This window comes from Actinoplanes sp. L3-i22, assembly GCF_019704555.1.
Lineage (GTDB): Bacteria > Actinomycetota > Actinomycetes > Mycobacteriales > Micromonosporaceae > Actinoplanes.
Map to the genome: position 1 here is coordinate 3,243,883 of NZ_AP024745.1, position 19,929 is coordinate 3,263,811.

The window sequence follows — 19,929 nt, forward strand, 5'->3', positions numbered from 1 at the left end:
ACCGGTGAGGCTGCTGACCGATCGGCGCGTCGGGACGAAGATCATGTTCGCGGTGCTGGTGGTCGCCGCGCTCAGCGTGACCGACGGCCTGTTCGCGATGGGCAGCCTGGGCGCGACCAACGGCATGGTCAAGACCGGCTATCAGCACAGCCTGGAGCTGGAGACGATCGGGAACCTGCGCAGCGCGGTGAACCGCGCCTGGCTGGCGGCCGACGACGACCTGCTCGCGACCGACGACGCCGCCCGGCAGGCCGCGGCGACCGCGCTGGCCACCGCCGAGGATCAGATCGAGCAGTACGCGACCAGGTACCAGGGCTACTCCCCGGACGCGGCCGCCTCGACGGCGCTCGCCGCGTTCCGGAGCGCCTGGTCGCAGTACGTGGACGTGCTGCGGAACACGCTGCTGCCGATGGCCGGCGGGAACCGTCCCCGGATCAACGCGGTGCGGGCGAAGCAGGTCACCCCGCTGATGACCGAGGTCCGGGCGCAGCTCACCAGCCTCTCCGACCTGACCGTGCAGGAGACCGCCGCGCAGGAGACCGTCGCCGAGGACCGCTACCAGTCCACCAAGTGGCGGGTGCTGCTGATGTTGACGCTCAGCGCGCTGCTCGGGGTGGCGCTGGCGGTGGTGGCGAGCCGGATGATCGTGCGGCCGTTGTCCCGGTGCGTGGCCGTGCTGGACCGGATCCGCGACGGTGACCTCACCGCCCGCGCGGACGTCGAGAGCAAGGACGAGGTCGGCCGGATGGCCGAGGCGCTGAACCACACCGCCGAGGCGATGGACACGATGGTGGGGCGGGTGCGGAGCAGCGCCGACGTGCTGGCGTCCGCGTCCGAGGAGCTGTCCACCGTCTCCGGCCAGCTGTCGGTCTCCGCCGAGGAGACGTCGGCGCAGGTCAGCACGGTGTCCGAGTCGGCCGGGCGGGTCAGTGACGGGGTCCAGGCGGTCTCCGCCGGGGCCGACGAGATGGGCGTGTCGATCCGGGAGATCGCGAACAGCGCGAACGAGGCCGCCGGGGTGGCGGCCGAGGCGGCCCGGACCGCGGAGCACACCAACACCAGCGTGACCCGGCTCGGGGCGGCGTCCGCGCAGATCAGCACCGTGGTCGCGCTGATCACCTCGATCGCCGAGCAGACGAACCTGCTGGCGCTCAACGCGACCATCGAGGCGGCCCGGGCGGGGGAGATGGGCAAGGGCTTCGCGGTGGTCGCGGCCGAGGTCAAGGATCTGGCGCAGGAGACCGCCCGGGCCACCCAGGAGATCACCGCGCAGGTGGCCGCGATCCAGGACGAGACGGACGGGGCGGTGCACGCGATCGGGCAGATCGCGGCGGTGATCGCGACGATCAACGAGTATGCGACGACGATCGCGGCGGCGGTCGAGGAGCAGACGGCGACGACCGCGGAGATCGCCCGGAGCGTGGGGCAGGCGGCGGAGGGGTCGACGGCGATCGCGGGGACCATCGCGGGGGTGGCGCAGGCGGCGCAGCAGGTCACCGCCGGGGCGACCGAAACCCAGCACACCGCGGCGGAGCTGGCCCGGACGGCGGCGGAGTTGCAGGCTACCGTTGCGGCGTACCGGACCTGATTGAATCTCGGGGTGGCTCATTCCGAGGTGCGGTTGATCGGTCCGGCCGGCCTGCCCGACGCCGACATTTCCGAAATTTCGTCTTTAGTGGGGTCGTTGGTTGCCGGGGGAGCGGCTCTGGGGTGGGTCACGCCGCCCTCGTCCTCGGAGGTCGCGGCGCTGCTCGGCGACGTGATCGCCGGCATCGCGACGGGCGACGCGGCGCTGGCGGTGGCCTTCGAGCCGGCCGGCCCGGTCGGGTTCGGCTACTGGCAGCGTTACGCACGGCCGACCCATCGCGTGAACGCCGACATCGAAAAAGTCGCGATAAACCCGAAATTCCAGGGCAAAGGCCTCGGCCGTACGATCATGAGCGCGCTGATCGAGGCCGCCGTCACCGCCTCGATCGAAACCCTGACCCTGGACGTCCGCGGCGACAACCTCCGCGCGGCCGCCCTCTACGAGTCCCTGGGCTTCCGCCGCTACGGCACCCTGGACCGTTTCGTCGCCTTCGGCCCGGCCCGCTACGACAAACTGCTCTACGCCCTCGACCTACGCGCCATCACCGTTCCCGATTCATCTCGCTATCGATCATGACGAAGAACTGGAGCATCTGATCCATTCGAGGCCTCCTCGGTGGAGTCTCATTCTCGTTCGCGGGACCCGGGCGTGGTGTGGACCAGTTCGGTCACCCAGGTGACGGCGACCGGGGCCTGCTCCGGCGGGCCGTTGTGCAGGCCGTCCACGATCAGCCAGATGCGGTCCGCGAGCAGGTCGTCGCCGCCGAGTTCGGTCACCAGCCGGTCGATCAGCGTGCGGCTGTCCGTCAGGTAACCGCGCGCGACCTCGGCCGGCTCGTCCGTCGCGCCCGGGAACTCGGTCAGGTAGTTGCGGAACGCGCACCCCCGCCAGCCCGGCCGCCGGGTATTTTCCGCGATCTCGGTGACCAGCGCGATCAGTTGCGTGGCCGGCCCGTGTGCCCAGCGCAGCGCCTCGGCGGTGGCCTGCTCGCGCTCGCGGCGGGACAGTCGCAGGTAGGCCGCGGCCAGCTCGGTCTTGCTCGGGAAGTGCCGGTAGAGCAGGTTCTTCCCGCACCCGGCCACCTCGACGACCTGGGCCATCCCGACCGCGCGGACGCCGTACCGGTAGAACAGTCCGGCGGCCGCGGTCAGGATCGTGTCGCGGGTGCCCGGGACCGGCGTGCGTGCCATGATCCTCAGCCTAGAGGACCGATCGGTCCAATCCGACATTTAGCTTGCCATCGGACAGCTCGTAGATATTCTCCACCAGATCCAGGCCCTCCATTCGGTGCGCGAAGATCAACACGGTCCGCCCGGACGCCGCGTCCAGCAGGTCCGCCATCAACTCGCGCGCGCCGGCCTCGTCGATCCCCTCGGTCGGCTCGTCCAGGATCAGCAGCGCCGGATCGGCGAGCAGCGCCCGCGCGGTCGCGAACCGTCGCCGCTGCCCACCCGACATCGTGCTGCCCCCGGTCCCGAGCCAGGCGTCGAGCCCGTCCGGCAGCCCGGCCAGCCACGACCCGAGACCCACCCTGCGCAAAACCCCCAAAAGCTGCGGATCGGTCGCGGCCGGCGACGCGAGACGAAGATTTTCCCGTACGGACGAAGCGAACACGTGTCCGGTCTCGTCCCCGACGAGCACCACCTTCCCACCGACCCGGACCTCCCCGGCGCGGGCCCCGAGCAGCCCGCCGAGCACCGCCCCGAACGTCGACTTCCCGCAGCCGGACCGCCCGGTGACCGCAACCCGGGCCCCCGGTGCGAGCACCAGATCCACGCCGTCGAGCGCGGGCTCCACGCCCGGATCCCACCCCGCCACAAGTCCGCGAACGATCACCGCCCCGTCGACGTCAACGGGGTCAACTCCGACGAGCCGCCCGCGCTCAAGCCGCCCCACGTCCCCCGTGCCGCCCGTGTTCCCCGTGCCGCCCGTGCCGCCCGTGTTCCCCGTGCCGCCCGTGTTCCCCGTGCCGCCCGTGTTCCCCGTGCCGCCCGTGTTCCCCGTGCCGCCCGTGTTCCCCGTGCCGCCCGTGTTCCCCGTGCCGTTGGCGTTTTCCGTTCTGCCCGAGGCGCCCGCCGCGTCCGCGATCCCCGATTCCTCGAAGATCCCGGCCGCGCCGACCGGAGTTTCCGCGCTAGAAGCGGCGGCGCGGCCCAGAGTTTCCGCGGGAGGAGTGCCGGCACGGCTCGGAGTTTCCGCAGTAGGAACGGCGGCCCGGCCCGGAGTTTCCGCGGTAGGAGCGGCGGCCCGGCCCGGAGTTTCCGCGGTGAGAGCGGCAACGCGACGCTCGGCCCCGGCGGCCTGGCGGCGGGCTGTCGCCGCATCGGGCATGGCGACCAGCGGCTCGCCCAAGGCGATCACCCCGAGCAACACGACCGCACTCCACTCCGCGGAGACTCCCGCGCCGCCCAGGGCAACGGCGGTCCCGGCGGCCGCCACCGCCCATCCAAGATGGGCAACTGCCGCGGCCGATCCCGACATCCGCGCCGCCCGCGCCTCCAGCGCCGCGAGGGTCCGGCTCCTTTCCTGCGGTACGCCGGACCGCCCGGCCCCGGCCCCCAACTCCTCCACACCGTCGACCGTCTCGACCATCGCGTCCCGCAGCGCGGCCCGCGCCACCCCGGTAGCGGCGTCCTGCCGGTCCACCTGCCACCCCGCCACCAGCGGAGCGACCACCCCGGAGATCAGCACACCGAGCGCGATCGCCCCCGCGACACCGGGCACGATCCCGATCGCCGCCGCCCCGCCGATCCCGACCGTGATCATCGCGGTCAACGCCGGCAGCCACCCGCGCAGCAGCCCGTCCACGCGTGCGTCCACATCGTCGACGAGCCGCGTGAGCAGATCCCCGCGCCGATGCAGGTGAGCCCCCGGCACCCGGGGAATGAGCTGCGCATACACGGCCGCCCGCCGACTCCCCAACCGAGCGAACGCCACATCGTGCGCGACGAGCCGCTCCAGATACCGAAGCAGCGGCCGCGCCACCGCACTACCCCGCACCAGCACCACCGCCGCCGAGAGCGTCAGCACCGGCGGCAAGGTGGCCGCCCGCACCAGAAGCCAAGCCGCCGACCCGGTCAGCAGCACCCCGCCGAGGACCGCCCCCACCCCCAGCGCGACCGCCACCCACGGCCGCCGCCACCACACGTCCACCGCGCGAGCTGCAGGCCGTGCCTCCGCCGGCTGGGCTTCGTGCCGCGCGTCCACTGCCCGGGCCGCCGGTCGCGGCTCTGCCGGCTGGGCTTCGCGCTGCGCGTCCACCGTCCGGGCCGCCGGTCGCGGCTCTGCCGGCTGGGCTTCGCGCTGCGCGTCCACTGCCCGGGCATCGGGCTGCGCACTTGTCGGCAGTATGCGCGGGAGCAAGGATTGATCTTGAGCGGCCGCGGACGGGATCTGGCTAGCGGCCAGGGGCGTCTCGGAGGCGTCCTCTGCGCAGGCCGGAAACGGGGCGCGAACGTCGACGACCCGGTCGGCGGCAGCCAGGAGCGCGGGCCGATGCGCCACCACCAGGACAGCACAGTCCCGCCGCGCGAACTCCCGCAACCGAGCGACCACCAGTTGCTCGGAGTCCGGGTCGAGGTGGGCGGTGGGCTCGTCCAGCAGAAGGGTCACCACCGGGAGCGGCCGGCGCTTCGGGCCGGGTTCGTCCCGACGGCTCCGGTCGGCGGCGCGCTGGACGGTGGCGGCGGCGCGGCCGGCCCGGTGCAGGAGCGCCGCCAGGGCCAGGCGCTGGCGCTGGCCGGCGGAGATGCCGTTGCCGTGCTCGCCGAGCGCGGTACCCGCGGTGACCTCGGTGTCCAGCCCGACCATGTGCAGCGCGGCCCGGATCTCCTCGCCGGTCGCATCCGCCGCGAAGGCCTCACCCACGGTCCGGGCGTGCGGCAGCGCGGGCCGCTGTGACAGATGGAAGGCCCGTCCCACCGCCACCGCCCCCGCGTCGGCCGGGTGCAGCCCGGCGAACACCCGCAGCGCGGTGCTCTTCCCGGCCCCGGACGGCCCGCGCAGCGCGACGACCTCCCCGACTCGAACCGCCAGATCGTCCAGCCGCAACGCATCGCCGGCCGCGTCCGGGTAGGACGCCCGCACCCCCGCAGCAAGCACCCCCCACCGATCCGCGACCCGGCCGGCCCGCGCGAGGGCCGCCCATTCGGCGCTCAACTGGAGTGCGTCCGGGGCGGTGTAGGCGGCAAGCGACCCGGTGGTCGCGGGCGCGACGGTCAGGATCTCGTCGACGTCGGCGATCACCGCGGTGGCGTCGGTGGCGGCGTGGTAGCGGGCGGCCATCTCGCGCAACGGCCGGTAGACCTCGGGGGCCAGCAGGATCGCCAGCAGGGCCGGGGCCAGCGGCATCGAGCCCCCGGCGACCCGGATGCCGGCCTGGACCGCGACCAGGCCGACGGAGAGCGTGCCGACCAGGTCGAGGGCGGTGGAGGAGAGGAAGGCGACCCGCAGGACCCGGAGGGTGGCCCGGCGATGGCGGTCGGTGAGGTCGGCGATCACCTCGATCTGGCGTTCGGCGCGACCGTACATCTTGAGCGTGCCCAGCCCGCGGACCACGTCCAGGAAGTGCCCGGCCAGTCGCGCGTCCGCCGCCCAGCGCTGCTCGGCGCGGGCCTGCGTGGCCCAGCCGATCAGCGCGCCGAGCAGCGGGACCAGCGGGAGAGTGAGCAGCGCGATCACCGCGGAGGCCGGGTCGACCAGGAGCATCACGGCGATCACCGCGGGCGGCAGGACCACGCCGAGGACCAGGGACGGGAGATACCCGGAGAACCACGGCCGCAGCGAGTCCAGCCCGGTGCCGAGCACCGTGGTGAGCCGCCCCGCGCCGTAGGAAGCCACCCACGCCGGGCCGCGCCGCACCACGGCCGTGAGCAGCGACTGCCGCAGCTCGTCGGTGACCCGGGCGGCGGTCCGCCGGGCGACCACCTGCTCGGCCCAGGAGAGCAGGCCCCGCACGGCGAAGGCGCCGGCCAGCAGCACGATCGCCGAGGTCCGCGGCCCGTGGAGGAAGAACGAGCCCGGGGCGATGATCCAGGTCAGCGCGACCGCGATGGCCAGGGTCGCGGCGGCCTGTCCGGTTCCGATCAGGGCCAGCAGGGCCACCCCGCCGCGCGAGCTGCGGGCGTGGCGCAGCAGCCGTGGATCGACCGGCCCCTTCGCGACCCGGCGCCGGCCCGGCGGGGCGGGCTCGGCCGGGGGCGGGGCTGACGTCGTACGCCGAAGGGGGTTGAAGTGACCTTGACCCGCCGCGGCCCGGCGGGGAGCGGAATCCTGGACGCGGCCGAAGGAGAGGATCACGACGCGATCCGTTCGCTCGCGATCCGGCGGCGGAAGACCCAGTAGGACCAGGCCTGGTAGGCGAGCACCCCGGGCAGGACGATCACCCCGGCAACGGTGATCAGCTTGAGCGCGGCGGGGCTGGCGGCGGCCTCCGAGCGGGTCAGTGACCAGAGCGGATCGAGGGTGCTGCGCAGCACGACCGACCCGTGTGCGGTGAAGACCGCGACCACCGCGCCGGCCACACCGACCGCGGTCGCGGCGAACGCGCCGCCCTCGCGGCCCTGCCGGGCGAGCATCCCGGCGATGAAGCAGAGCACCGCGGCGGCCAGGGTCAGCCGGGAGCCGGTGGCGATGCCGGCGAGCAGCAGGCCGACCGTGCCGAGGTTGCCGCCGTTGCGGGCCAGCGACACCGCGCGCCGGCGCACCGGGCCGGTGGTCCGCAGGGCCAGGAACGTCGCGCCGAGCAGGACCGTGCCGAGTAAGGCGGCGAGCGCGCCGAGCCCGGCGGCCGGGGTGAACAGAGGGGAGAGGCTGCGGCTGAGACCGTTACCGATCACCGCGCCGTCGGCGTTGAGGGCCAGGCCGTGCATGAAGACGCCGAGCTGGGCGCCCCAGAGCAGCACCACCCCGGTGGACGAGCCGGCGAGGAGCCAGTCACAGCGGCGGCGCCAGGACGGCGAGTCGTGCTTGCCGCGGAACTCGAGGGCGACGCCGCGCACCGCGAGCAGCAGCAGGATGCCGACCATGGGCAGGTAGAGCGCGGAGAGGAGCGCCGCGTACCAGTCCGGGAAGGCGGCGAAGGTGACGCCGATCGCGGCGACCAGCCAGACCTCGTTGCCGTCCCAGAACGGGCCGATCGTACGGATCGCCGCCCCACGCTCGTGCTCGTCGCGCCCGAGGAACGGGGCGAGCACCCCGACGCCGAAGTCGAAGCCCTCGAGGACGAAGTAGAGCACCCAGGCGAGGACGAGGATCGCGAACCAGAAGGTGATCATGAGTCGGGGCTCCTAGTAGGCGGGAACGGGCTCGGCCTCGGGCGCGCTGTCCGAGATCTCCGGGGCCAGGGGCTTCCGGGACAGGTGGACGACGAGCTTGAACCAGGCGATCGCGAGGAATCCGTAGACCAGCGTGAAGCCGGCCAGCGACGTGATGACCTCCGCGCTGGTGAGCCCGGGGGAGATGCCGTCGGACACCTTGGAGATGCCGAACGCGAGCCAGGGTTGCCGGGCGGTCTCGGTGAAGACCCAGCCGAACGTGTTGGCGGCGGCCGGCAGCAGCGGCGAGAGCAGCAGGATCCGCTTGATCCAGCCGGGCACCCCGGCGCCCGGTTGCAGGAACGCGGGGAGCAGCGGGATCCGCCACGTCCGGTTCGACGAGGCCCAGAGGTAGTACGCCGCGAGCGCCATCCCGGCGACGCCGGCGCCGATCATCAGCCGGAACGTCCAGAACGCCACCGGGATCATCGGCACGTAGCTGCCCGGACCGTACTGAGCGGAGTACTGCGCCTGCAGGTCGTCGATCCCCTGCACGGTCCCGCCGAAGGAGCCGGTGCCCAGGAAGGACAGCAGGTGCGGGATCTCCACGGTGAGGAACGGCTTCTCGTGGCCGAGCTTGCCGATCGCGAAGACCGAGAACGGCGCCCCGGTCGTGGTCGCGTAGAGCGCCTCCGCGGCGGCCATCTTCATCGGCTGCACCGCGGTCATCACCTTGCCCAGGTGGTCGCCGGTGATCGCGGTCAGCGCGCCGCCGATCAGCATCAGCCACGCGCCGAGCCGGGCGAGCGTCCGGAAGGCGCCGTCGGCCGCGACCCGCCACACGCCGATCGCGAGCAGCAGACCGCCGCCGGCCATCGCCGCCCCGGCCATCGTGTGCGGGAACGCCGCGAGCACCACCTCGTTGGTGAGCAGCTCCCCGAAGCTGGTCAGATGGGCCCGGCCGGTCGCCGGGTCCAGTGCGTAGGCCACCGGGTTCTGCATGAAGGAATTGGCGGCCAGGATGATGTACGCCGACAGCAGCGTCCCGACCGCGACGACCACGATCGTGGCCGCGTGCACCCTCCGGGGCAGACGTCCCCACCCGAAGTACCACAGCGCGAGGAACGTCGCCTCCAGGAAGAACGCGAGCATCCCCTCGATCGCCAGGGTCGGGCCGAACACGTCGCCGTAGAACTTGGCGAACGCGCTCCAGCCGAGCCCGAACTGGAACTCCTGCACGAGGCCGGTGACCACGCCGACCGCGAACGTGACGATCAGCAGCTTGCCGACGAACTTCGTCAGGTGCAGGAACTTCTCCGAGCCGGTGCGCATCCAGGTCAGGTGCAGGCCGGCCGCGGCCGCCGACAGGCTGATCGACAGCGGCACGAACAGGTAGTGATAGATCGTCACGACCGCGAACTGCAGCCGGGTCAGGTCGAGCACGTCCACCGGGTGTCCCCCTCTACGACTCTTCGTAGTAGATACTACGAGACGTAGTACGACTGGCCCTAGTAGGATGGGTCACATGGCACTTGGCGGTCTCGAACGTGAGGTCATGGACCAGTTGTGGGCTTCGCATGTCCCTTTGACGGTCCGGCAGGTCTATCTCGGCATCCTCGCCGACCGTGATCTGGCATACACCACGGTGATGACCGTGCTCGACCGTCTCGCGAAGAAGAAACTGGTCGTGCGAACCATGGAGGACCGCGCCTATCGGTACGCCCCCGCGCAGTCCCGCGAGGAGATGACCGCCGCCCTGATGTTCGACGCGCTCAACGGCACTCCCGATCAGGACGCCGCGCTGGCATACTTCCTCGGTCAGCTGCCCCCCGGCGCGATCCAAGCCGCCCTGGACTCCCCACCGAAAGAGACGTGACCGCTCTTCTTCTCGGAGCCCTCGGGCTGACCCTTTCGCTGGTCGCCCCGGGCATCCTGGCCGGCGCTCGCTGGGTGGACCGTGCCCCGGTCGCGGCCGTGCTGCTCTGGCAGGCCCTCACCCTCACCGCGGTGCTCTGCGCGCTCGGCGTGGTGCTGGCCGCCCCCGAGGAGCTGACCCGGGCGGCCGGCGCGGATCACCCGTGGGTGGTCGCGTCGCTGGTGTTCTCCCTGGCGGTCGCCGCGACCATCGTGATCCGGCTGCTGATCTCGCTGATCAAGGTGTCGGTGCGGGCCCGGGCCCGGCGCGAGCGGCACCGGATGCTCGCCGACCTGCTCGATCGCGCCGAACGGCATCAGGAGCTGGGCGGGGCCGAGGTCCGGGTGCTGGACGGGACGCTGCCGCTGGCCTACTGCGTGCCCGGCCGGGAGCCGCGCGTCGTGCTCAGTGACGCGGTGCTGCGGATCCTGGACCGGGAGCAGGTGGACGCGGTGCTCGCGCACGAGCAGGCGCACCTGCGGCACCGGCACGAGCTGGTGATGGAGTCGTTCACCGCGTTCTATCAGGCGGTGCCCCGGCCGCTGCGGTCACGGGCGCCGCTCGACGCCGTACATCTGTTGCTGGAGATGGTGTCGGACGACGCCGCGAGGCGCCGGACGGGCCCGGTCCCGCTGCGGGCCGCGCTGGCCCGGCTGGCCGACGCCGTCCCTCTGGCGGAGGAGGCGCCCGCCGACCCGGCGGGTGAATCCCGCCGCCGGCGACTTGATCGGCTCGGCGGGCCGGCGCCCCGTTCGACCGGTTTGTCGGTGGTCGCCGGGGTCGCCGCGATCGGTCTGCTGGTGTTACCCACCGTGATTCTGATCGTGCCGTGGCTAGCTCAAGCCCTGGATGCGTGGCCGTTTCGCTCACTGTGAGTACCGGTGACTGTGCGGGTAGTTTCCTCGCGGACGCAAGCTTCATTTGCCCGCATGATCCGAGTACGGTGGTCCCCGGTTCGACAGCCCCCCATCGTCCAACCGGCCGATCTGCCGAACCACCGCCTAATCGCCGCGAGGCGAGCCGGGGACCCAGGTTCCCCGGGGTGCAGCCACGAGCGATCGTGGCCGGGCGCGCTTCCCGCCCGAACCCGTCAGCTAACCCGGTCGGCGGCCGAGCAGGAAGAAAGGACAACGCACCTACGTGAAACGGATAGGCGCGCGAGGTGTGCTGCGTGGACTGCTCTGCGCCGTCACCGCTGCCGGAATCGTTCTCACCGGACCTGTCGTTGCCTACGCCACGCCTTCGCCGTCCAGCGTCGAAGCCCAGATCGACAAGCAGTGGAACGAGCTCGAGCCCGTCATCGAGGATTACAACGACGTGCACGGGAAGCTGCTCAAGCTGCAGAAGCAGCAGAAGCAGCTGAACACGACGCTCGCCCCGCTGCAGAAACAGGTCGACGCGGCTCTTGGTGAGGTGCGCGGCATGGCCGCGGACGCGTACATGCAGGGTCCGCCGACCGCCATCGGCGCGATCCTGGGCGGCAGCGCGAGCAACCTGACCGAGAAGCTCTCGCTTCTCGAGCAGCTGGCCGCCAACCGCCAGGCATCGATCGGCGACGTCGTCAAGCTCCGCGACAAGTACGCCGCCGACAAGGCGAAGGTCGACGCTCTGGCGACCGAGATCTCCACCCGGGACACCGACCTCAAACAGAAGAAGTCGGCGATCGAGAAGGAGATCACCTCCCTGCAGAAGCTGCGGCTCAAGGCATACGGCGCGGCCGGAGCCAGCGACGGGCCGTACAAGACGGGCCCGTGCCCGGTCGAATACACGAACGACAAGGGTGGCCGTGCCGCTCAGCGTGCGTGTGACCTGGTCGGGAAGCCCTATGTCTTCGGTTCCGAGGGCCCGAACAGTTACGACTGCTCCGGCCTGACGAAAGCGGCGTGGGCGGCTGTCGGAGTGCATCTCGAGCACTACACGAAGGATCAGTGGGCGTCCGGGAAGTCGGTGAGCCGGAGCGAGTTGAGGCCGGGTGACCTGGTCTTCTACTACTCCGACGTGCACCATGTGTCCATCTACATCGGTGGTGGCATGGTGGTGCACGCGCCGCACACGGGCGACTTCGTCCGGATGGCGACGATCGACCGCGGTCCCATCGCCGGCTATCGCCGGCCGGGCTAGACCGCACTCACGGCGAGAGGGCCGCTTCCGGTTCGCCGGGGGCGGCCTTTTTCGACCCCAATTCTTTCGACCCCCTTTCCCGTACGGCGTGGAGCACGCCCGCCGTCTCGCCTCGGCCCGCACCCGCTCGCCGCCGTCGGAGCCTCGGCGCTCCCTGATCGTGTGGTCCGGCGTCCTGCCCATCGGTCGTCCCTCCCCGTCGATCGGACACCCGGGATCCTGCCCGCCGGCTACGACATTTTCGCGGCGGCGTCGGTGCCCGGTGTGGCCGGGCTCACCGTCCGATGGTGATCGAGGAGCCGCCGGAGCAGCGCGACCAGCTGCTCCCGCTCGGCCCGGGACAGCGGCTCCAGCAGCTCCTCCTGCACCTGGGCGGCGCGCACGGTCAGGTCCCACGCGCGGGAGCGGCCGGCGTCGGTGACGGTGATGATGTTGCGCCGCCGGTCGGCCGGGTCGGGGGAGCGGGCCACGAAGCCGCCCGACTCCAACTCGTTGAGCGCGCCGACCAGGTCGCTCAGGTGGATGCCGGTGCGCCGGCCCAGGTCGGCCTGGCTGGCCGGCCCCTCGACGGTCAGTGAGGTCAGCAGCCGGAGGTGATAGCCCCGTGCGTTCACCGCGGCGAACCCGTCGCCGACCAGGCGGTGGGCGTGCGCGGCGGTCTGGGTGAGCAGCCAGCTGGGCAGGTGGTCCATGTGTCGACGATAACATTGGACCAACTAACGTTCGGGCGGCTAACGTTAGCCGCATGAACGAATTCCGGATCAACCTGCCGCAGGCCGACCTCGACGACCTCACCGACCGGCTGGCCCGCACCCGCTGGCCCGACGAGCTGCCCGGCGCCGGCGACGACTACGGCATTCCCCTGGCCCGGGTGCGCGCGCTGGCCGACCGGTGGCAGAAGTTCGACTGGCGTGGGCACGAGGCGGAGCTCAACTCGTACGCTCAGTTCGTCGTGGAGATCTTCGGCGACCGGGTCTACTTCATGCACCTGCGCAACTCCGACCCGGCCGCCCTGCCGCTGATCCTCACGCACGGCTGGCCCGGCTCGACGGTCGAGTTCCTCGACGTCGTCCAGCGGCTCGCGGAGCACTTCCACGTGGTCGTCCCGGCCATCCCGGGGTTCGGGCTCTCCGGGCCCACCACCCGCCGCGGCTGGAGCCAGCAGCGCGTCGCCGAGGCCTGGGCCGAGCTGATGGCCATGCTGGGCTATTCGCGATATGGCGCGCAGGGTGGCGACTGGGGCTCCGGGATCTCCCGGCACCTGGCCGCCGTCGCCCCGGGCAACGTGGTCGGCGTCCACATCAACTACCTGCCCACCGTCGGCCTGCCGGACGGTCTCACGCCGCGGGACCAGGCCCGCCTCGCCCGCACGACGGAGCTGGCGAAGAATCGGCACCCGCATCAGCTGCTGTTCGCCACCGGCCCGCAGACCCCGGCCTACGCGCTCAACGACTCGCCGGCCGGGCTGCTCGCCTTCTGGGCGGACAAGTTCGACCGCTGGTCCGACCCGGCGACCCCGGTGCCGGACGATCGCATCCTGGCCGACGTGGCCCATCACTGGTTCCACCGGACCGCCGGATCCGCCGCCCGACTGGTCCGGGAGAGTGGGGTGAACGTGCCGGTGGGCTGCCCCGCCCCGCTCGGGGTCGCCGTCCTTCCGGGCGACATCACCCAGTCGATCCGGCCGTTCGCCGAGCAGCGCTACGACGTCCGGCACTGGACCGAGTTCCCGCGGGGCGGGCACTTCGCCGCGCTGGAGGTGCCGGACCTGTTCGCCGACGACGTGATCACCTTCTTCCGGACGCTCACCGATGGCTGAAAGGGCGAGCGGCCGGGGCGGGAGTGGCGCGGGCATAATCGCGTTCTATGAGCGACGCCTTGATCGACAGTCTCACCGCGGCGGTGCTGGCCCGCCCCGACGACCTGACGTTGCGGCTGCACCTGGCCGAGCTGCTGGTCGCGGCCGGGCGCGGGGCCGAGGCGATCGAGCACGCCGCCCAGGTGCTGAGCCGGGAGCCGGGCAACGCGGCCGCGCGGGGGCTGATGACGTCCGCACTGGCCCCGCCGTCGGCCGCCACCGCTCCCGAGCCGGTCGCCGAGGGCGCCGAGCCGGGCACGCCGGCTCCGGCGGCTCCGCCGGCGCCGGCCGGTGGCTTCGACTGGTCCGCGATGGAGCAGCAGTTCGGCGACGTCGTTCCGCCGCGCTTCGCCCGCGCCGGCGACGAGCCCGACCCGGTGACCGGTCACGACGACCGGGCCTTCGACGTCGAGCGCTCGACCGTCACCCTCGCCGACGTCGGTGGCATGGCCGAGGTCAAGAAGCGGCTCGAGGTCTCCTTCCTCGGCCCGCTGCGCAACCCGAAGCTGCGCAGCCTGTTCGGCAAGAGCCTGCGCGGCGGCCTGCTGCTCTACGGCCCGCCCGGCTGTGGCAAGACGTTCCTGGCCCGCGCGGTCGCCGGCGAGATGGGCGCCGCGTTCATCTCGCTGTCCATCACCGACGTGCTGCAGATGTGGGTCGGCAGCTCGGAGCGGAACCTGCACGACCTGTTCGAGTCGGCCCGCCGGCACGCGCCGTGCGTGCTGTTCCTCGACGAGATCGACGCGCTCGGCCACAAGCGCAGCCAGCTGCACTCGTCCTCGATGCGGACCGTGGTCAACCAGCTGCTGACCGAGCTCGACGGGGTGCAGGGCGGCAACGAGGGCGTGTTCGTGCTCTCCGCGACGAACGCGCCGTGGGACGTGGACGACGCGCTGCGGCGGCCCGGGCGGCTCGACCGGACCGTCCTGGTGCTGCCTCCGGACGGCCCGGCGCGGGCCGCGATCATCGAGTTCCACCTGCGGGATCGGCCGGTCGCGGGCGTCGACCTGGACGCGGTCGCCGCGGTGACGGAGAACTACTCCGGTGCCGACCTGGCGCACCTCTGCGAGACCGCCGCGGAGTTCGCGATGCGCGACTCGATCGACACCGGCGAGATCCGCATGATCAATCAGGCGGACATGCTGGCCGCGGTCCGTGAGGTGCGGCCGTCCACCGACGCCTGGTTCACCACCGCTCGCAACGTCGCCATGTTCGCCAACCAGAGCGGCGAATACGACGACCTGGCCGCGTACCTCAAGAAGCGCAAGACTCGGTGACGGCGGCGGCGCGCGCGCGACTGCTCGCCGAACTGAGACGTTTCGACCAAGCCGAGGCGGAGCTGCGCCTCGGGCTGCTCACCCGGCCGGGTGATCCGGACCTGCTCGCGCTGCTCGCCGCGGTGCTGCGGCTGAACGGGCGGCCCGCCGACGGCCTGGCCGCCGCGGAGGCCGCGATCGAGGCGGGGCCCGGATCGGCCGGTGCGCACGCGGAGCGTGCGGAGAATCTGATCGCCCTGTCCCGCGGTTCGGAAGCGATCCAGGCCGCGAGTGAGGCCGCCCGCCTGCGCCCCGCCGAGCCCGAGGTGCACCGGGTGCTGGCCCGGGCGCACGCCGCGAGCCGGGATTTCCGGCGGGCCCGCGGCGCGGCCCGGGAGGCCCTGGCGCTCGACGCGCGATCGGTGCCCAGCCTGCTGACCCTGGCCGAGGTGGAGCGCGTCTCCGGCCGCCGCCGGGCCGCCGCGCGGGCCACCCGGGCCGCGCTGGCGGAGGATCCGGAGAACCCCGGCGGCCGCTGGCTGATCGCCCTGCTCAACGCGGAGCGCCTGCACGTCGGCGAGGCCATGCGCGGCCTTCGCGAGCTGGCCGCCGACCATCCGGACCGGCTGCGCGCCGAGGCCCTCGCGTGGCCGATCCTCGGCGTGCTGGCCGGGTTGCAGCGCGGCCTCGCGGTCGGTGTGCCGCTGACCTTCGCGGTGCGCCTGGCGGCCCCCTGGTGGAGTCTCGCGGGCCTGTTCGCGCAGGCGATCGCCCTGGTCGTGGCGGTGGTCATGGTGTCCTTCACCGGCCGGGTGCTGCTGCCGGCCGGGCGCCTGCCCTGGCGGTGCCTGGCCCTGCTGCCGCGCGGCACGGTGATCACCGGGTTGGTTGCGGCGGGCGCCTCGGTCGCGCTGCTCGTCTGGTACGGGGTGAGCACCCGGTTGCCGGCGCTCGTCCTAGCAGCCGTGGCTGTGCTGATCCTGTGCGTTTCCGGAGTATTTCGGGTGCGGGTTACATCACTAAATCCGGGCTAAAACTTGCCCATGTGGCAAGATCGCCGGATGCTGTGCGTCATGGTTCATTCAAGCTCCGCTTGACCGGCCGTCACCCCGCGGACATCGGGTTTCTGTTTCCGCAGGTGAGCGCCGGTGTTGCGACCCGTCACTAGAGTGGCGCCGGTGTCACGTGATGTGGCCATTTTTCGCTTTTTATAGTGCCGGCGAGCTTTCCTCCGCACGCCGTCCGGCTCATCGAGGAGCTTGCCGTGAGCGTCGCCGCCCCAACCGCTTCCACGCGGTCCCGCTGGATCTCCGCACTCCGTGAGCTCGGCCTGGTCGCGGTCATGTTCCTGGTCTACAAGATCGGCCGGGTGGCGGCGACCGGGCACGTCGGCGAGGCGTTCGACAACGCGACCAAGGTGTGGGACCTGGAACGCTGGCTGCATCTGCCGGGCGAGCTGAGCGTCCAGCACCGGCTGATGTCGTGGCACTGGCTGGTCGAGGTGGCGAACAGCTACTACGCGTACGTGCACTTCCCGGCCACCGCGGCCTGCCTGATCTGGCTGTACCTGCACCGGCCCGCGCACTACCGCTGGACCCGCAACGTGCTCGCGCTGCTCACCGGGACCGCGCTGCTGGTGCATTTCGGCTTCCCGCTGGCGCCGCCGCGGATGCTCACCGACACCGGGATGCTCGACCTGGGGCGCCTCTACGGGCCCGCGGTCTACGGAGCGCCGGAGACCGATCAGCTCTCCAACCAGTACGCCGCGATGCCGTCGCTGCACGTCGGGTGGGCCGTGGTGATCGCCGTGGCGCTGATCGCCGCGACGACGTCCCGGTGGCGTGGGCTGTGGCTGCTGCACCCGGTGATCACGCTGCTGGTGGTCGTCGCGACCGGCAACCACTACTGGCTGGACGCGGTCGCGGCGGTGGCGCTGCTCGCCGTCGCCTACGTGCTGATGCGCCCGCAGTACCCGGCCGCGCAGGTTGTGGTGGACGCGCCGGCGATCGAGTCGGTGCCGCTGCCCCGGCCGCGGATTCCGGTCGAGGAACCGGCCCTGCCGCGGTAGGGCCACGGTTCGGGGCATCGCCCGTACCGTAAGCCGGGTTTTCGGGTTTGCCCGATCACCACCAGTTCAGCGGGTTGCCGTCGGTGTCGTAGACGTTGCCGTATTCCCAGTGGTGCCCGCGCGGGCCGGTCCAGTCGTCGATCGCCGCCTCCACCGCGTCGAACCCGGGCGCGGCCGGCACGGTGATCACGATGAAGCGACGGTCGGGGGGCAGCTCGACGATCCCGCCGAGCTCGTCGAAGGCGTCCCGCAGCGGCGCCAGATCATCCGGCGCCGGGGCCTCGTCGGGCACCACGAGCAGGCAGATGTTGCCGCCGCGCCGCACCACCTCGAAGCTGCCGCCCGCGTGCAGCCGGATCTGATCACCGGCGGCGATCCCCTCCACGAACGCGGGCGTTCCGAGAACCATGTGCAGATCCGCCCCGAGAGTCCGGATCAGCACCGTTTCGTAGACAAGCTGGCCACTCGCCCCCAGCCCAGCGACCAGCCGGACCTGCGAGTGCTCCGCCAATTCCTCAACGGTCACGCCGGGCATTCTGGGGCATTTTGGGCATCGGTCGCCCCGCAACGCGCCGAAGTCTCGCATATCGTTGCCATCCTGCGATCTTGGTGCGATGCCCGGCGGCCTGCTCCGGGGACCGCGCCGGCGGCGATGTTCAGTACCTGATTCCGGACCTTGATTCCGGCCGCCACCCGTCTCGCCCATGCGGCATTCCCCGGCTTTATCGCTACTGATTCACCCGCGGCTCATCGCGTGTGCGACGGCGTTGCGGGCGGACAGGCCGAAATGACTGCCGGGGACCAGCAGGCCGGCGACCCGGTGGACGTGACGTTGTTTGGGGCCGGTCAATTTGCGGTGCTCCGACTCGTATCGACGCAGTGCGCCGGACAGGTCGCCCGGCGCCCCGGCGAGTGCTCCGGCCAGGGTGAACGCGCCGGCCATCGCCAACGTCGAGCCGTCGCCGAAAAGGGAGACGCAGGACGCCGCGTCGCCGAGCAGAACGATGCGGCCACGGGACCAGGAATCGACACGTACCCGGCTCACCGCGTCAAAATAAAGATCCTCAAAACCGTTCAAAAACCCAAGAATTTCCGGTACGCGCCAGCCGATCCCCTGATAGGCAGCCGTGATCACCTCTTTCTGCCGAGACGAATCGCCGCGTTCGAGATCGGTGACCGGCGGATGCCGGAAGATGAATGCCGCCCCGGCCTCGCCGCGCCCCGGATGCATGGCCAGCAGCCGGCCGGGAACGTTCAGCAGCACCACCTCGTCCGGCTCCTTCGGTGGCCCGCCGAAGGTCATGGTCGCCACGTAGAGCCCGAGGAATTCGCTGAACTCGTGCTCCGGCCCGAAAGCGATCCGGCGCACCGCGGAGTGCAACCCGTCCGCCCCGACGACCAGATCGAACCGCCGCGGCGCGGCCCGCTCGAAGGTCACGTCCACCCCGGCCGGATCCGGCCGCAGCGCGGTGATCGTGTCGTCGACGATCAGCTCGGTGTCGTCCCGGGTGGCGGACCAGAGCACTCGGGCGAGGTCGCCGCGGAGCACCTCGACCTCACCGTCGCGGGCCGGCATCGGGATGCGGGCGACGGATCGCCCGGCCGCGTCGAGGATGCGGACCGCCCGGGCGTGGGTGGCGACCGCGCGCAGGTCGCCGAGCACGCCCATCCGCTCGGCCACCGGCAGGGCCGGGCCGCGCACGTCGACCGGATTGCCGCTGGATCGCAGGTCGCCGGCCCGCTCGACGATCGTGGTCTGCCAGCCGTCCCGGGCCAGCCAGTAGGCGAGGGTGACGCCGGCGATGCCGGCTCCGGAGATGAGTGCGGTGCGCTGGGTCATGTACCCAGAAAACCGCAGTCAGTGCGGAATTGCAACGAGTGCTGATTTGCAGTTGGTGCGCTAAGGTGCGGAACGTGTCTCTCCGCGACCGCAAGCGCATCCGAACCCGGCAGGCCCTGGTCGCCGCAGCGCTCGAGCTGTTCGAGTCGCGCGGCTACGACGAGACGACCATCGCGGAGGTCGCGGCCGCCGCGGAGATCGGGACCAGGACGTTCTTCAGCTACTTCCCGAGCAAGGAGGACCTGCTCTTCCCGGAGGCCGACGTCCGGGTGCAGGCGGCGATCGACGCCATCGCCGGTCGCGGGCCGGCGGACGGTCCCGCCGAGGTCCTGCTGCGGGCGTTGCGGCAGGTGGGTGCGGAGAGCGACGACCTGTCCGGCCGGATGTCCGCGTTGCGGCTACGCCTGGTCCGGACGGTCCCGGCGGTCCAGGGCCGTGGCCTGCAGCTGCAGATGGACGCCCAGCGTCAGATCGCCCGCCACCTGGCTGAGGCCTTCCCCGACCGGATCGACGAGGTGGGTGCTGGGGCGCTCACCGGCGCTTTCCTGGGCGCTGTGACCGGCGCGCTCCAGGTCCTCCTGGAGAACGCGGACAGGTCGATCGACCCGGCCGCCGTGCAGCAGGCCATGCAGGTAGCCGTGAAAGTCGCCCTGGCCCCCTGGTTCCAACCGCCAACAGCCACCTAGCTCTCCCCTGCCCGCGCCGGTCCTGCCCGCGCCGCGCCGGTCCTGGCCGCGCCCGCCGGTCCTGCCCGCGCCGCGCCGGTCGGGGCGCGCCCGTCCTGGCCGTGCCGGTCCTGGCCGCGCCGCGCCGGCCCGACCCGCGGCAGCCCGACCCGCGGCAGCCCGACCCGCGGCAGCCCCGACCCGTGCCCCTGCCCGCGCCGACCCGGCCCGGCCTGTGAGCCGTGCCCGCGCCGGCCTGGCCCGGCACGGCCCGCCGTCTTGCCCTGCCCGCGCCGCCGGGTGGGCTGCCGCCGGCTTGTGGGCCGGCCCGCGCCGACGCTCGGCCCTGTTCGCATCCGGGCTC

General features: G+C 72.1%; 17 protein-coding genes and 1 riboswitch. Of the genes, 10 read left to right on the plus strand and 7 right to left on the minus strand.

The genetic code is table 11. The features are described from left to right. Nucleotides 1–4: 4 nt before the first annotated feature. Together L3i22_RS14365 and L3i22_RS14370 are read left to right on the plus strand one after the other, a co-directional pair. Nucleotides 5–1,588, plus strand: a complete 1,584-nt coding sequence (locus L3i22_RS14365; protein ID WP_255658221.1) for a methyl-accepting chemotaxis protein — start codon at nucleotides 5–7, stop codon at nucleotides 1,586–1,588. A gap of 12 nt (nucleotides 1,589–1,600) precedes the next feature. Then, nucleotides 1,601–2,164, plus strand: coding sequence for a GNAT family N-acetyltransferase (locus L3i22_RS14370; RefSeq protein ID WP_221327464.1), 564 nt, complete (start codon nucleotides 1,601–1,603; stop codon nucleotides 2,162–2,164). Between the two features lie 47 nt (nucleotides 2,165–2,211). Here L3i22_RS14370 and L3i22_RS14375 read toward each other — a convergent pair whose 3' ends face one another. Genes L3i22_RS14375 through L3i22_RS14395 form a run of 4 tightly spaced genes read right to left on the minus strand, consistent with a single transcriptional unit; the run spans nucleotide 2,212 to nucleotide 9,291 of the window. Next, on the minus strand, nucleotides 2,212–2,778 hold the full coding sequence (locus L3i22_RS14375; RefSeq protein WP_255658222.1) for a TetR/AcrR family transcriptional regulator: 567 nt from the start codon (nucleotides 2,776–2,778) through the stop codon (nucleotides 2,212–2,214). Nucleotides 2,779–2,788: 10 nt separating this feature from the next. Beyond that, nucleotides 2,789–6,886, minus strand: coding sequence for an ATP-binding cassette domain-containing protein (locus L3i22_RS14385; protein ID WP_255658223.1), 4,098 nt, complete (start codon nucleotides 6,884–6,886; stop codon nucleotides 2,789–2,791). Beyond that, nucleotides 6,883–7,863: a cytochrome d ubiquinol oxidase subunit II gene (gene cydB, locus L3i22_RS14390; protein ID WP_221327466.1), complete on the minus strand. Its 981-nt coding sequence runs from the start codon at nucleotides 7,861–7,863 to the stop codon at nucleotides 6,883–6,885. The genes L3i22_RS14385 and cydB overlap by 4 nt, the downstream gene beginning before the upstream one ends. A gap of 12 nt (nucleotides 7,864–7,875) precedes the next feature. Further along, a complete protein-coding gene (locus L3i22_RS14395; protein ID WP_221327467.1) occupies nucleotides 7,876–9,291 on the minus strand; it encodes a cytochrome ubiquinol oxidase subunit I in 1,416 nt (471 codons plus the stop codon). A 76-nt stretch (nucleotides 9,292–9,367) separates the two neighbouring features. On the opposite strand from L3i22_RS14395, the gene L3i22_RS14400 reads away from it, so the two are divergent. The 3 genes from L3i22_RS14400 to L3i22_RS14410 all read left to right on the plus strand — a co-directional run bounded on the left by L3i22_RS14400 (nucleotide 9,368) and on the right by L3i22_RS14410 (nucleotide 11,878). Beyond that, a complete protein-coding gene (locus L3i22_RS14400; RefSeq protein ID WP_221327468.1) occupies nucleotides 9,368–9,718 on the plus strand; it encodes a BlaI/MecI/CopY family transcriptional regulator in 351 nt (116 codons plus the stop codon). Next, nucleotides 9,715–10,632: a M56 family metallopeptidase gene (locus L3i22_RS14405; RefSeq protein ID WP_221327469.1), complete on the plus strand. Its 918-nt coding sequence runs from the start codon at nucleotides 9,715–9,717 to the stop codon at nucleotides 10,630–10,632. Before L3i22_RS14400 ends, L3i22_RS14405 begins: the two co-directional genes overlap by 4 nt. Nucleotides 10,633–10,745: 113 nt before the next feature. Continuing rightward, a riboswitch (cyclic di-AMP (ydaO/yuaA leader) is annotated at nucleotides 10,746–10,881 on the plus strand. A gap of 16 nt (nucleotides 10,882–10,897) precedes the next feature. Continuing rightward, a complete protein-coding gene (locus L3i22_RS14410; protein WP_255658224.1) occupies nucleotides 10,898–11,878 on the plus strand; it encodes a C40 family peptidase in 981 nt (326 codons plus the stop codon). A 230-nt stretch (nucleotides 11,879–12,108) separates the two neighbouring features. On the opposite strand, the gene L3i22_RS14415 is transcribed toward L3i22_RS14410, so the two are convergent. Beyond that, nucleotides 12,109–12,570 (minus strand): MarR family winged helix-turn-helix transcriptional regulator, encoded by a 462-nt coding sequence (locus L3i22_RS14415; RefSeq protein ID WP_221327470.1) that lies wholly within the window; start codon nucleotides 12,568–12,570, stop codon nucleotides 12,109–12,111. A 53-nt stretch (nucleotides 12,571–12,623) separates the two neighbouring features. Here L3i22_RS14415 and L3i22_RS14420 point away from each other — a divergent pair, with 53 nt between their 5' ends. From L3i22_RS14420 to L3i22_RS14435, 4 genes are all read left to right on the plus strand, one after another. Continuing rightward, complete coding sequence (locus L3i22_RS14420; protein ID WP_221327471.1) at nucleotides 12,624–13,697, plus strand: epoxide hydrolase family protein; 1,074 nt, start codon at nucleotides 12,624–12,626, stop codon at nucleotides 13,695–13,697. A gap of 47 nt (nucleotides 13,698–13,744) precedes the next feature. Further along, nucleotides 13,745–15,013, plus strand: a complete 1,269-nt coding sequence (locus L3i22_RS14425) for an AAA family ATPase (RefSeq protein WP_221327472.1) — start codon at nucleotides 13,745–13,747, stop codon at nucleotides 15,011–15,013. Then, nucleotides 15,010–16,026 carry a M48 family metallopeptidase gene (locus L3i22_RS14430; RefSeq protein ID WP_221327473.1) on the plus strand — a complete coding sequence of 339 codons (1,017 nt, stop codon included), beginning with the start codon at nucleotides 15,010–15,012 and terminating at the stop codon, nucleotides 16,024–16,026. The genes L3i22_RS14425 and L3i22_RS14430 overlap by 4 nt, the downstream gene beginning before the upstream one ends. 230 nt (nucleotides 16,027–16,256) lie before the next feature. Beyond that, on the plus strand, nucleotides 16,257–17,060 hold the full coding sequence (locus L3i22_RS14435) for a phosphatase PAP2 family protein (protein ID WP_221327474.1): 804 nt from the start codon (nucleotides 16,257–16,259) through the stop codon (nucleotides 17,058–17,060). Nucleotides 17,061–17,115: 55 nt separating this feature from the next. Here the strand turns inward: L3i22_RS14435 and L3i22_RS14440 are convergent, their stop codons facing one another. Beyond that, complete coding sequence (locus L3i22_RS14440; protein WP_221327475.1) at nucleotides 17,116–17,586, minus strand: DUF4265 domain-containing protein; 471 nt, start codon at nucleotides 17,584–17,586, stop codon at nucleotides 17,116–17,118. Nucleotides 17,587–17,796: 210 nt separating this feature from the next. Further along, nucleotides 17,797–18,900, minus strand: coding sequence for an FAD-dependent monooxygenase (locus L3i22_RS14445; protein WP_221327476.1), 1,104 nt, complete (start codon nucleotides 18,898–18,900; stop codon nucleotides 17,797–17,799). Nucleotides 18,901–18,974: 74 nt separating this feature from the next. On the opposite strand from L3i22_RS14445, the gene L3i22_RS14450 reads away from it, so the two are divergent. After that, complete coding sequence (locus L3i22_RS14450; protein WP_255658225.1) at nucleotides 18,975–19,586, plus strand: TetR/AcrR family transcriptional regulator; 612 nt, start codon at nucleotides 18,975–18,977, stop codon at nucleotides 19,584–19,586. Nucleotides 19,587–19,929: the final 343 nt, after the last annotated feature.